Annotated in this window: 12 protein-coding genes; 11 read left to right on the forward strand and 1 reads right to left on the reverse strand. The window is 31.7% G+C overall.

The features are described from left to right. Positions 1-3: 3 nt before the first annotated feature. Positions 4-2,754, reverse strand: coding sequence for a putative LPS assembly protein LptD (locus ACN5J3_RS06675; RefSeq protein ID WP_418511212.1), 2,751 nt, complete (start codon positions 2,752-2,754; stop codon positions 4-6). Between the two features lie 86 nt (positions 2,755-2,840). Between ACN5J3_RS06675 and ACN5J3_RS06680 the strand changes: the two genes are divergently transcribed. The 11 genes from ACN5J3_RS06680 to bshA all read left to right on the forward strand — a co-directional run bounded on the left by ACN5J3_RS06680 (position 2,841) and on the right by bshA (position 13,125). Next, complete coding sequence (locus ACN5J3_RS06680; RefSeq protein WP_417290991.1) at positions 2,841-3,953, forward strand: N-acetylmuramoyl-L-alanine amidase family protein; 1,113 nt, start codon at positions 2,841-2,843, stop codon at positions 3,951-3,953. A 54-nt stretch (positions 3,954-4,007) separates the two neighbouring features. Further along, complete coding sequence (locus ACN5J3_RS06685) at positions 4,008-4,955, forward strand: MlaD family protein (RefSeq protein WP_417290990.1); 948 nt, start codon at positions 4,008-4,010, stop codon at positions 4,953-4,955. Positions 4,956-4,966: 11 nt separating this feature from the next. Further along, positions 4,967-6,274: a 4Fe-4S dicluster domain-containing protein gene (locus tag ACN5J3_RS06690; protein ID WP_418511213.1), complete on the forward strand. Its 1,308-nt coding sequence runs from the start codon at positions 4,967-4,969 to the stop codon at positions 6,272-6,274. A gap of 49 nt (positions 6,275-6,323) precedes the next feature. After that, complete coding sequence (locus tag ACN5J3_RS06695; RefSeq protein WP_417290988.1) at positions 6,324-6,611, forward strand: hypothetical protein; 288 nt, start codon at positions 6,324-6,326, stop codon at positions 6,609-6,611. Between the two features lie 40 nt (positions 6,612-6,651). Further along, complete coding sequence (locus ACN5J3_RS06700; RefSeq protein ID WP_417290987.1) at positions 6,652-7,098, forward strand: phosphoheptose isomerase; 447 nt, start codon at positions 6,652-6,654, stop codon at positions 7,096-7,098. A gap of 54 nt (positions 7,099-7,152) precedes the next feature. Then, positions 7,153-7,944 carry a (Fe-S)-binding protein gene (locus ACN5J3_RS06705; RefSeq protein ID WP_344730585.1) on the forward strand — a complete coding sequence of 264 codons (792 nt, stop codon included), beginning with the start codon at positions 7,153-7,155 and terminating at the stop codon, positions 7,942-7,944. A 5-nt stretch (positions 7,945-7,949) separates the two neighbouring features. Continuing rightward, positions 7,950-8,162, forward strand: a complete 213-nt coding sequence (locus ACN5J3_RS06710) for a hypothetical protein (RefSeq protein WP_344730583.1) — start codon at positions 7,950-7,952, stop codon at positions 8,160-8,162. A gap of 58 nt (positions 8,163-8,220) precedes the next feature. Beyond that, positions 8,221-8,418 (forward strand): hypothetical protein, encoded by a 198-nt coding sequence (locus tag ACN5J3_RS06715; protein WP_417290986.1) that lies wholly within the window; start codon positions 8,221-8,223, stop codon positions 8,416-8,418. Further along, complete coding sequence (locus ACN5J3_RS06720; RefSeq protein WP_418511215.1) at positions 8,418-8,903, forward strand: ABC transporter ATPase; 486 nt, start codon at positions 8,418-8,420, stop codon at positions 8,901-8,903. The genes ACN5J3_RS06715 and ACN5J3_RS06720 overlap by 1 nt, the downstream gene beginning before the upstream one ends. 119 nt (positions 8,904-9,022) lie before the next feature. Then, positions 9,023-11,983, forward strand: a complete 2,961-nt coding sequence (locus ACN5J3_RS06725; RefSeq protein WP_418511216.1) for a glycoside hydrolase family 3 N-terminal domain-containing protein — start codon at positions 9,023-9,025, stop codon at positions 11,981-11,983. Then, on the forward strand, positions 11,983-13,125 hold the full coding sequence (bshA, locus tag ACN5J3_RS06730) for an N-acetyl-alpha-D-glucosaminyl L-malate synthase BshA (RefSeq protein WP_418511217.1): 1,143 nt from the start codon (positions 11,983-11,985) through the stop codon (positions 13,123-13,125). Before ACN5J3_RS06725 ends, bshA begins: the two co-directional genes overlap by 1 nt. The last annotated feature ends 14 nt before the right edge of the window (positions 13,126-13,139 follow it).

Here is a 13,139-nt window from a genome sequence, read left to right on the forward strand (position 1 = left end):
ATGTTATAGTTGTTGATCTGGTCTTCTACGTTTATCGTATTTAATGTCTTTTAAGACACTAGATTTTATACCTATAAAGAAATACCAAGAGCTTCTTGAGCTAAAAGGTACCCAGCTAAAATTCATTCGCCAGCTTAATAAATCACGTTCAAAACGTAATTGTGTATAGGTAAATCCGTTGTTTTTAAAATCATATCCTGATGATGCTCCAACAGACCATCTTGGAGATAATTCAATATCACCAGAAAACATCAATGAATGTGATGATATCTCATCTTGCCTTGCCGTGTTCATATAGTTTACAGCATATGCAAAACGAATACTCCAAGGTATTTTATAGTTGTATAATTCACTTGGCTTTTCATCTTCTTCATCTTCTTCATCGTCATAATAAGTCTGATCGGCATAATCTTGAGCGCGACCAAATAAGTCATCAGCACGACCACCACTTCTTAAGTTTTCTTGGGTGCTTTTATCGTTTTTACTTTTATCAAAAGTGTCACTTGATAAAGCATAACTAAAGTTAATATTGGCGTTTGTTAGTCTAAAAAGACTTCCACCATTATCTATGTTCCAAGTGTTTATAATTCTGTTGTTGTTATCTAAAGCGTAAGGATTTAAAGTGGCTCCAAAGTTTATTGTCATTTGGTTTTTAAAAAGCTGTGTGCTTCCGGAAATTCTAACAGGACTCCACTTAAGTGTGTCTTTAGCTAAATCGTAACTTGTAGAAAAGTTTAAGTTATCTAAAATTTTAATCTTCTTTGCTTCGGTTGCTGTAGAATCTCGATCTCTAACTTTAGCTTCAATATTATTTGATACTGAAAAACCTAATGAGCTTGAAAAGTTTTTTGATGGCGCGCCATAAAGTCCGCCTTCAAAACGCGTATATTCATCATAAGTGGTTTGTCCATCAGCATCTATATACTCATATGTTTCGTAAAAATTGTCAAAAGCAGGATTTATAGCATAGCTTACAGACGGTCTCATTACGTGCCTGATGGCTTTTATTTTTTTGTCTTGACCTTCTTTTTCAAAGTTGAACATCCCGTAAAGTGTTGTTCCTAAACTAGAACTAAAATTATAAGTACGATAAGAGTCAAAGCCTCTTACAGGTTCTGTAACAATGTCTTCAATTTCAGGATCATAATATTTGTTTACAGTTTCAAAAGTCCAAACTTCATCATAGCTAGTACCAGCTGTTAGGCTTAAATATTTTAGTATTTTAAAGTTTGTAGATAGCGGAATACTGTGTTTTATACCATTTTCAGCATCATCCCACATTTCTTTTTTAAAGAATAAAGAATCTGTTGTAAGAATTCTGTTTTCAGCTCTAATATTGTATTGAAAGTTTATGTTTTGAATAATTCCTTTTTTTATACCAGATTTTGGTTCAAAAGGGAATATTCTTGAAACACTTGCCTGTATTGTTGGCAAGGTCATGTTTATGTCTTCGGTATTTGTGTTTTGTGAATGTGTTGCAGCAACACTTAAGTTTACTTGAGGCTCACCTTGAAATGTTCTAGAATAAGAAACCGAAGATGATAGCGAGTTATTTAAAAAACTTGGTGCGTTTACTTGGTTTATAGATGCTTGGTAATAGTTGCTACTACCTAGGTTTACAGAGGCTGAAAATCTTGAATTTGGGTTTGCTTTTGCGTCTTGACTATGTGACCATCTTATATTATATATGGTACTTTTAGAATAGTTTGGAAAACCACGCTCGTTACGAATTATGTTTTCGTATCTAAAACCAACATTACCATTATACCTATATCTATTGGCATAATTACTTTCAAATCGCAATCCGTAGCTACCATTGGTGTAATAATCTCCTAATACAGCAAGGTTTACATAGTCATTAATAGCAAAATAATAACCACCATTTTGTAAAAAATAACCTCTACTATTTTCTTCTCCAAAACTAGGAATTATTACCCCAGATGTTTGTTTGTCTGTTAATGGGAAAAAACCAAAAGGTAGTCCAATAGGTGTTGGTACATCAGCAATAACCATGTTGGTAGCTCCAACAACAATTTTCTTTTTTGGTACTAGCTTAATTTTATTTGCTTGAAAATAATATTCCGGGTTTTCAATATTTTTAGAAGTGGTAAAGCGTCCTTTGTATAAGAAAATAACTGAATCATTTTCTTTCTTTGTTATTGGAGCATATATATTTATATCGCCTTGTTGCGATTTTGAATTAAATATTAAGGCTCTTTCTGTATCAAAATTAAATCTGATTGAATCTGGTTCCACAAGATTATCACCTTGTTTAAAGGTAGGATGTTGTGAATACTCACCTAAAGAATCTTTAATACGACCTGCATAAACCTCATTTTTATTGTAGTCTATAACAATAATACCGGCTTTAAGTTCCATATCTTGATAGTAAACTTCAGCATTATTATATAAGTATAGTTTTTGCTCTTTCCTGTTAAAAGAAGTGTAGTCTTTTGCTTTATACGAAACAATACCTTCTAAAAGTTCTTTTTTAGGTTTTACAGAATCTTGTAGTGTAGAATCTTGTCCTTTTTCAGAAATAACAGGCTTTTCAAAGTCTTTTAAGTTTATATCTAAAGTGTCTTCAGTTTTTGTAGGCTTTACTTCAGTACTCGGTTTAGGGAGATCTTGAGCGAAGCTAAAAGTGTTGATAAACACTGTAAAACTTAAGGTGAAAAGTATGTGAAAGATGTTTGTTCGCAACGCTTTTAAATGTATTTTTGTAAAAGTATGGCTCGGTTTTTGAATTGCCAAAATTACATATATTTTTTGTGATTAATTTAATATTCAAGAAAATTTGAAAATTAAAATAAATCGAATCAAAAGTTGTTATTATATCTATGAAAACGAACCCAATAATATTTTTCGTATCCTTTATATTTTTATTAACAGTATCTTCTGTAAATCAGTTGTTTGCTCAAAAAAACTCTGATAAGTTTATCGTTGTTTTAGATGCAGGTCATGGCGGTAAAGATCCAGGAAAGCATTCTAAATATGGTTATAAAGAGAAAGATATTGCTTTAAATATTGTTTTACAAGTAGGTAAAGCATTAGAAAAAAATCCCAATATTAAAGTTGTTTACACACGAAAAACCGATGTGTTTGTAGATTTATTTAAAAGAGGCAAAATAGCTAATGAAGCTAAAGCTGATTTGTTTGTTTCTGTACATTGTAATGCACATACATCTCAAGCATATGGTTCTGAAACCTATGTATTAGGAATTCATAGAAACGAAACAAATTTTAATGTAGCAAAATCTGAAAACGAAGTAATTTATCTAGAAGATGATTATGAACAAAATTACCAAGGTTTTGATCCTAACTCTCCAGATTCTTTTATTGGTTTAACCTTGATGCAAGAAGAATATTTAGATCAGAGTATATTACTAGCAAGTTTTGTTCAAAATAATTTCACTCAAAAGCTAAAGCGCAAAAATAGAGGTGTTAAGCAAGCTGGATTTATAGTGTTACATCAAACTATTATGCCAAGTGTTTTAATAGAAACAGGCTTTGTCACAAATAAAAGCGAAGGTGCATACTTGAACTCTAAAAAAGGACAAACTGAAATATCAAATTCTATAGAAAAGGCAGTTTTAGACTATAAAAATGCTATTTACCAAAATGTTGATGATATTTCTTCAATAGCATCAAGCAAAGTAGTAAAAGAGGAGCCAGCTCAAGTTTATAAAGACATTGTTTTTAAAGTTCAAATTGCTGCTAGCTCAAAAAAGCTGGCAACAAAATCATATAATTTCAACGGATTGGATGATATTTCCAGAGATCAAGAAGGAGCTTTATATAAGTATTATTACGGCAATACTTCAGATTACACCAGAATAAAGCAACTTCAAGATGGCGCTAAAAGTAAAGGCTATAATTCTTGTTTTATAGTTGCTTTTAAAAATGGAAATAAAATATCATTAACAGAAGCCTTAAAAACAACTACAAATTAGAGTCATTCTTTATAAAATTATTTCTAATTTTGTTATAAACCAAACGTATTTACTTTGAATATATCTAAAGAAGTTAAAACCGCTATATTAGTCATTTTAGGAATTATTTTCCTTTATTTCGGAATCAATTATTTAAAAGGTCAAAACGTACTTGATGCGTCAAATACATTTTATACAGAATTTGATTATAATGCTTTAACAACATCATCTCCTGTAACCATAAAAGGGAATAACGTAGGGAAAATCAAAGAAATAAAATATGATTTTGAGAGTGGTAAAACACGAGTAGCGTTTACAGTTGATAATAAACTTAAGTTCTCTAAAAATAGTAAAATAAGACTTTATGAATTAGGACTTATGGGAGGTAATGGTATGGCCATTATTCCTGCGCAAGATGAGCAATATGCAAAAGATGGTGCCGTATTAGAATCTGAAGTAGAAGAAGGTCTTATAAAGAGTTTGACAAGTAATTTTTCAGGCTTAAGCACAGGTTTAGACTCTACATTAAAATCGGCTGACTCTTTATTAATCAATATTAATGATCTTGTAGAAGACGATACTAAAGCAGGTTTAAAACATGCTATTAAAGAACTAAACGGAACCATTGCGTCGTTTAAAACATTGTCTCTTTCTCTTAATCAATTGATTTCTAAAAATGATGAGAGCTTAACAGCTGTTATTACCAACTTTAATACAATTAGTAAAGATTTAGCTGTACTGTCAAGTGATTTAAAAAACGTAGAAGTCTCTAAAACAGTAGCTAATTTAGATACAACCCTTAATAATTTAAATGGTATTTTAGCAGGATTAGATCAAGGAGAAGGTTCTTTAGGTAAACTATTAAAAGACGAAAAGTTATATGATAATTTAGAAGTTGCTTCTATGCAATTAAAAGAGCTTTTGCAAGACGTAAAACTAAATCCTAAACGCTACATTAACGTGTCTGTCTTTGGAGGCAAAAACAAAGAAGATTACGTAAAGCCAGAAAATGAACGCCAATAAACCAACAATCAATGAATTACATACCTAATATTTTATTTGCTATAGCGCTTATTGCAGGAATAGGCTATTTTGCCATGAATGTGAAAAAGCTAGTCCGTAACATTAAACTTGGTAAAGATGTTGATGTAAGCGATAATAAAGAGCAACGTTGGAAAAACATGACAATGATAGCTTTAGGACAAAGCAAAATGGTAAAACGTCCTGTAGCAGGTATTCTTCACGTAATTGTTTATGTAGGTTTTGTTATCATAAATATTGAAGTTTTAGAAATTATTATAGATGGTTTGTTTGGAACACATAGAGCATTATCCAGTATGGGAAGTCTTTATGGTTTTTTAATCGGGTCATTTGAGGTTTTAGCAGCTTTAGTATTTGTTTCTGTTGTAGTTTTTTGGATTAGACGTAACGTTATTAAACTAAAAAGATTCTGGAAGGCAGAAATGACAAGTTGGCCAAAAAATGACGGAAATATCATTTTATACTTTGAAATGGTTTTGATGACGTTGTTTTTAGTCATGAATGCTACAGATGTACATTTTCAAGATATGCAGTCAGGAAATGTGATTAGTCAATTTATCGCTCCTTTATTTAGTGGTTTATCTGAAGCAAGCTTACATGTTATAGAAAGAAGTGCTTGGTGGCTTCACATATTAGGAATTTTGGTATTCTTAAACTATCTATATTTCTCCAAACATTTACATATTTTACTAGCATTTCCTAATACATTTTATGGACGTGTAAAACCAAAAGGACAGTTTGATAATTTAGAAGCTGTTACAAACGAAGTAAAAATGATGATGGATCCAAATGCAAACCCATTTGCTGCACCAGCTGAAGGCGCAGAAGATGAAGTTCCTGCAAAATTTGGAGCAAGTGATGTGCAAGATTTAAATTGGGTACAACTATTAAATGCTTACACATGTACAGAATGTGGTCGTTGTACTAGTGAATGTCCTGCAAACCTTACAGGTAAAAAATTATCGCCTCGTAAAATTATGATGGATACGAGAGATAGGTTAGAAGAAGTTGGAAAAAATATTGATGCTAATAATGGCACTTTTAAAGACGACGGAAAACAACTTCTTGACGATTATATAACAAGAGAAGAATTATGGGCTTGTACTAGTTGTAATGCCTGTGTAGAAGCTTGTCCTGTAAGTATAGATCCGCTATCAATTATTGTTGATATGAGACGCTATTTAGTAATGGAGCAAAGTGCAGCGCCAGTAGAACTAAATAACATGATGACAAATATTGAAAATAATGGTGCACCTTGGCCTTACAACCAAATGGATAGACTAAACTGGAAAGACGAATAATGTAGACATGAAACGGTTTTATATATTTCTGTTATTTAACTTTTGTTTGATGAATGTTGCTAATTCTCAAGGATACGCTAAAGATTCATTACAAATAAAAGTGTATACTGAAATTTTGTATAAAAATAATATAGCAACAGAAATCACTCTTAAAAAGGTGTTTTGTGATTATTGTTCAAAAACTCAAAATGAAGCCATAGCAAAAGAAGCAATAAGAAGATCTGATTTAGAAAAATATGAAGCTTACAATAGGTTGCAAAATGGTATAAAGCGTATAGCAACTTATATTAGGGTTTCAAAAAAGGATTTTGCAGCAATAAACGAAGAAGATAATTAAAACAACCAGATACATATTTTAATTAAGCCAAAAAATATAGATGAAACGAGAAGAAGCAGACAAATTATTACACGAAAAAGTAGAAGCTGGAGAAAAAGTAAGTCCAATACTGCCAAAGGGAGTAAAAAATTATCTTATTGATATTGATGGCACTATTACAGAAGATGTTCCTAACGAAGAGCCAGAACGTATGGCAACTTGTGCGCCTTACCCTGATGCATTAGCTACTTGCAATAAATGGTATGACAAAGGTCACATGATTTGTTTTTTCACCTCTCGTACAGAAGATCATCGTGAAGTAACTGAAACATGGTTAAAAAAACACGGTTTTAAGTATCACAGCTTATTAATGGGAAAACCAAGAGGTGGAAATTACCACTGGATTGATAATCATTTAGTAAAAGCAACCAGATACAAAGGAAAATTCACAGACCTTGTAGAAAAACAAGTGAAAATTGAAGTGTTTGATGATGGTCATCATGATTAATAAAATAAATAATAAAAACTTGTTTTAAGCAAGTAATTTTTAATAATATAACATATGAGCGAGCAACTTAAAGTGCCAACTATGGAAGAAATGATGGCAGAAGGAAGACAACCAGAATATTTATTTTGGGTTGGCTCTGCTGGAGCTTTTGATGATAGGGCAAAAAAAATCACCAAAGCGTTTGTGAAATTGTTAAACAAAGCCAATGTTGATTTTGCTGTTTTAGGAACAGAAGAGTCAGATTCTGGCGATGCCGCTAAACGTGCAGGAAACGAATTTTTATTTCAAATGCAAGCCATGACAAATATTGAAGTCATGAATATGTACGAAATAAAAAAAATAATCACCACAGATCCTCATGATTATAATACACTAAAAAATGAGTATCCTGGATTAGGAGGCAATTATGAGGTGTATCATCATACGCAGTTCCTAAAGCAATTAATTTCTGAAGGAAAAATTAAAGTTAAAGAATCAGAGTTTAAAGGAAAAAATGTAACATTTCATGACCCATGTTATTTAGGTCGTGCAAATGAAGTTTTTGAAGCTCCTAGAGATTTAATAGACACTTTAGGCGTTAATTTTAAAGAAATGAAACGAAATCAGCGTAGATCTTTATGCTGTGGTGCTGGTGGAGCTCAAATGTTTAAAGAACCAGAAAAAGGTGATAAAGACGTAAATGTTTTAAGAACCGAAGATGCTTTAGAAACGAATCCAAAAGTCATTATAACAGCATGCCCGTTTTGCAACACAATGATGACTGATGGCGTAAAAGCAAAAGAAAAAGAAGATGCTATAGAGGTTTTAGACATTGCCGAACTTATAGCTAACACACAAGATTTGTAATATATATGAGTTTTATAAGTAAAAACAAAACCTACATAAAATTAGGACTAGTTTCAGGATTAATCTTTGCATTATTAATGCTTGCCTTTGACTATTTTATGGGAAGACCATTTCTTGTTTGGAAATTCATATTGCATTTTATCTTATTTGGAGCCTTCAACGGTTTTATGGCTTATCGCCGTGTAAAAAAAGAAAAGAAAAGACGAAATAAATCTTAAGCACTTATTTTATCGTTTTGTAAAATTCTAAAAATACTCATAGTACAGAATAAGTATCGTGAAATCAAACAATAGAATAGTAGTAGCAGTAATATCTGGAGTAACTCAAGGTTTGATTTTTGCAACTATTATGGCTTTATTTCAATATAATGATGAAAGTTATTTTAATTGGAAACAGTTCTTGTTCTATTTTTTAAGCATGGGAATTTTTACAGGACTTATAAGTGTATCAAAGAAAAAGAATCAAAAGAAATAATGTTAGTAGAATTTAATACATTACCAGAAGAGTCACGCGTTTGGATATATCAAGCTAATCGCTCATTTAGTGACAATGAACTAGAAGAACTAGAAGACAAACTTCGTATATTTTTAGCAAACTGGACAGCTCACGGAAGTGATTTACAAGCAGGATATACAATAAAATACAAACGTTTTATTGTAATAGGTCTTAATCAAGAAACTCAATCAGCAACAGGTTGTTCTATTGATGCATCTGTGCATTTTATTCAACAATTAGAGAAAGACTATAATGTAGATTTGATGGATAAAATGAATGTATCTTATAAGCAAGGTGAATTTGTAGCTTACAAAACTTTATCCGATTTCAGAAAAATGGCTAAAGATAAAGCTGTTTCAAAAAACACAATTGTGTTCAATAATCTTGTTGCCAATATAGCAGAGTTTAATGAACACTGGGAAGTGCCTGCAAAAGACAGTTGGCATAGCAGGTTTTTAAGCTAATTTTGTTATTATCTTCTTTATAAAACTATCTTAAAGTATCATAATCTTACTTTTAATTATAGTATTTTGGCATAGTTTTTAATTATGTAAAGTAATTAATGGTTAAAGCCTTGTTTTTTATGCGCTATATTTTTTTTCTAGTAACTTTTATTTTCACTTCATATACAGGTTTCTCTCAAACCGTTTCAAATCCTTTATTGGCAAAAGATGCTATCAAACAACAAAAATGGGTTGATAGTGTTTATACAAGTATGTCGCTAGAAGAAAAAATTGGCCAACTTTTCATGGTTCAGGCTTTTTCTAATAAAGGGTTAAAACACGAGAACATGATTAGCCAATTAGTAAGTAATTACGGAATTGGAGGTATTATTTTCTCTAAAGGTAATCCGCTAAAACAAGCTAGGTTTAATAATGAATTACAAGCGGTGTCAAAAGTGCCATTACTTGTTGGCATGGATGCTGAATGGGGATTAAGCATGCGTTTAGATTCTACATATGCATTTCCTTGGAATATGACTCTTGGTGCTATTAAAGATGAAAAACTTGTAGAAAAAACAGGATATCAAATAGGAGAGCACTGTAAGCGCTTGGGCGTTCATTTTAACTTTGCGCCAGTTGTAGATATAAATACTAATCCTAAAAATCCTATTATAGGAAATCGTTCTTTTGGAGAAGATAGAGATAATGTTACAAGAAAAGCTTTAGCATTTATGAAAGGTATGCAAAGTGCAGGAGTGTTAGCAAATGCTAAACACTTTCCAGGACATGGAGATACTGAAAGTGATTCACATAAAACCTTGCCAACAGTATCTTTTGATGAAAAGCGTATTGACTCTGTAGAGTTGTATCCATATAGAAAACTCATAAAAGAAGGCTTGTCTAGTGTTATGGTTGCTCATTTAAATGTACCAAGTTTAGAATCTAGAGCAGGATTTCCTTCATCATTATCAAAACACATAGTTACAGATATACTAAAGGACAGATTAGGTTTTAACGGACTTATTTTTACTGATGCATTAACCATGAAAGGCGCCGCAGATTATGTGGCTAAAGGCGTAGATGGTAATACAACACATACAATGCCTAAAGGCGGTGAAATAGATTTAATGGCATTTTTAGCAGGTAATGACGTGATGCTTATGTCTGAAAATCCAGAGAAAGCAATTGCAAGGTTTGTTTCAGCTTATAACAATAAAATTATTACAGAAGAACGACTTTCACATTCAGTAAAGAAAATATTACAAGCTAAATATAAAGTAGGACTTAATGATTATAAACCAATAGACTCTAAAAATATTATTAGTGATTTAAATAGACCTATTGACGATGCTTTATATGAAGAGTTGATTGAGAATGCCATTACAGTTTTAAAAAACAAGTCTGATATCATTCCGTTACAGCATTTAGAAACTAAAAAAATTGCTTACGTAAAACTAGGAGACGATTCAGGAACACATTTTTTTAAAGAGCTTCAAAAATATGCTAAAGTACACGAAGTTTCTGCAAATAATCTTGATGAATTATTAAATAAGCTTAAGGCTTATAACACTGTAATCGTAGGATTCCATCGTTCTAATGAAAGTCCTTGGAAGGCTTATAAGTTTTCAGATAAAGAGCTGGTTTGGCTTTATGAAATAGCAAGAACTAATACCGTTATTTTAGATGCGTTTGTAAAACCTTATGCGCTTTCAGATTTAAAAACAATAGAAAATTTTGAAAGCATAATAATGAGCTATCAAAATAGTAAAATAGCGCAACAAAAATCGGCACAACTTATTTTTGGTGCTATTGAAGCCAAAGGCGTTCTACCTGTAAGTAGTGGTGAATTTTTTAAAGAAGGTGATGGTATTACTTTTTCTAGTTTATCTAGGCTTGGTTATAGTATTCCTGAAAGAGTAGGAATGAGCAGTGAAAAATTAAAAAAACTTGATTCTGTAGCTAATCATGCTGTAAGCGAGCAAATGACACCTGGTATTCAGTTACTTGTAGCAAGAAAAGGACAGGTTATTTACAATAAAAATTTTGGAAAACACACATATCAAAGTAAATCTGAACCTGTAAAATTCAATGATATTTATGATGTAGCTTCATTAACAAAAATACTTGCAACACTACCGCTTGTAATGGAGCTAGAAGAACAGGGCGTTATTTCGTTAAACTCAAAATTATCAGAGTTATTGCCTGAATATAAAGATTCAAACAAAGCAGATATAACGTTAAAGCAAATGTTATCACATTACGCTCGTTTAAAACCTTGGATCCCGTTTTATTATGCAACTTTAGATTCTGTAACTAAACAACCAGACCCTAAATACTATCAAAAAGAACCAAGTCAGCATTTTTCAATCAAAGTAGCAAAAGAACTTTATATGAGAAATGATTACAAAGATTCTATTCAAGACATCATTAAAGAAACTGATTTATTAGATAGACTACGTTATCGCTACAGTGATTTACCATATTATATTTTAAAGAAATTTATAGAGAAACATTACGACAAACCACTTGATGAATTGGTTCAAGATCATTTTTATCAATCGTTAGGAGCAAATTATACCACGTATAACCCTAATAATTTGTTTAGCGGAAAAAATATTGTACCAACAGAGATTGATGATTATTATAGATACCAAGAAGTACATGGTTATGTTCATGATATGGGAGCAGCAATGCAAGGTGGTGTTGGTGGCCATGCAGGAATATTTAGTAATGCTAATGATGTAGCTAAAATCATGCAGATGTATTTACAAAAAGGATTTTATGGAGGTAAGCGTTATTTTAAACCAGAAACTTTAGATCTTTTTAATACATGCTATTATTGTGGTGATGACAATAGAAGAGGAGTTGGCTTTGATAAGCCTCAATTAGGTGATGTTGGCCCAACATGTGGCTGCGTATCTATGATGAGTTTTGGACACTCTGGGTTTACAGGAACTTATGCTTGGGCAGATCCAGAAACAGAAATAGTATATATATTTATGGCGAATAGAACATATCCGCATGCTGGTAAAAATGTTTTATTGAGAGAAAACATCAGAACCGAAATACAACGTTTAATTTACGAAGCTATAGAAGAATAATGAAAATAGGAATTGTTTGTTATCCAACATTTGGAGGAAGTGGCGTAGTAGCTACAGAATTAGGTATAGAACTATCAAAGCGAGGTCACGATGTTCATTTTATAACTTACAAACAACCAGTTCGTTTAGAGTTATTAGGAAGTAATGTACACTTTCACGAAGTTACAGTTCCTGAATATCCATTATTTCATTATCAACCATATGAGTTAGCGTTATCTAGCAAGTTAGTAGATATGGTAAAACTTCATAATATTGAAATTTTACACGTACATTATGCAATTCCGCATGCTTATGCTGCTTATATGGCAAAAAAAATGTTGCAAGAAGAAGGTATTTATGTGCCTATTGTAACCACGCTTCACGGAACAGATATTACTCTAGTAGGAAGTCACCCTTTTTATAAACCAGCAGTAACATTTAGTATAAATAAATCTGATGCAGTAACATCAGTATCTGAAAGTTTAAAACAGGATACATTGCGCTTATTTGATATTAAAAATGATGTTCACGTAGTAACAAATTTTATTGATTTAAGTAAGCAAAAAAATAGTTTTACAGATTGCCAGAGAGCTATGATGGCTGGAGATGATGAGCGTATTATTACTCACATAAGTAATTTTAGACCTGTAAAACGTATAAAAGATGTTATTAAGATTTTCTATAACATTCAAAAAGAATTACCAGCAAAATTAATGATGGTTGGAGAAGGCCCAGAAAAAGAAGGTGCTGAAGCTTTGTGTAAAGAACTTGGTATAGAGAATAAAGTAGTTTTCTTTGGAAACAGTAATGAAATCGATCGTATTCTATGTTTTTCTGATTTATTTGTATTACCATCAGAAACCGAAAGTTTTGGTTTAGCAGCTTTAGAGGCTATGTCCTCTGGAGTTCCGGTAATATCTAGTAATTCTGGAGGAATTCCAGAGGTTAATGTTCATGGTGTTTCTGGTTACTTAAGTCCTGTTGGAGATGTTGATGATATGAGTAAAAATGCTATTTCTATATTATCAAATGTTGATACCCTTAATGCTTTTAAAAGTCAGGCTAAAGCGCAAGCAAGAAAATTTGATATACATGAAATTGTACCTAAATACGAAGCTATTTATAAGCAAACATTATCTAAATGTATGCTTAATGAAGTATAGTTATAAGCTTTAAT

Origin of the sequence: Corallibacter sp. (assembly GCF_048381695.1) — a bacterium.
Classification (GTDB): Bacteria; Bacteroidota; Bacteroidia; order Flavobacteriales; family Flavobacteriaceae; genus Corallibacter; species Corallibacter vietnamensis.

Excerpts from the sequence above, each read along its gene's own strand:
- bshA (WP_418511217.1), top strand. The coding sequence starts at position 11,983 with ATGAAAATAGGAATTGTTTGTTATCCAACATTTGGAGGAAGTGGCGTA.
- ACN5J3_RS06725 (WP_418511216.1), top strand. The coding sequence starts at position 9,023 with ATGCGCTATATTTTTTTTCTAGTAACTTTTATTTTCACTTCATATACA.
- ACN5J3_RS06720 (WP_418511215.1), top strand. The coding sequence starts at position 8,418 with ATGTTAGTAGAATTTAATACATTACCAGAAGAGTCACGCGTTTGGATA.
- ACN5J3_RS06705 (WP_344730585.1), top strand. The coding sequence starts at position 7,153 with ATGAGCGAGCAACTTAAAGTGCCAACTATGGAAGAAATGATGGCAGAA.
- ACN5J3_RS06700 (WP_417290987.1), top strand. The coding sequence starts at position 6,652 with ATGAAACGAGAAGAAGCAGACAAATTATTACACGAAAAAGTAGAAGCT.
- ACN5J3_RS06680 (WP_417290991.1), top strand. The coding sequence starts at position 2,841 with ATGAAAACGAACCCAATAATATTTTTCGTATCCTTTATATTTTTATTA.
- ACN5J3_RS06695 (WP_417290988.1), top strand. The coding sequence starts at position 6,324 with ATGAATGTTGCTAATTCTCAAGGATACGCTAAAGATTCATTACAAATA.
- ACN5J3_RS06710 (WP_344730583.1), top strand. The coding sequence starts at position 7,950 with ATGAGTTTTATAAGTAAAAACAAAACCTACATAAAATTAGGACTAGTT.
- ACN5J3_RS06690 (WP_418511213.1), top strand. The coding sequence starts at position 4,967 with ATGAATTACATACCTAATATTTTATTTGCTATAGCGCTTATTGCAGGA.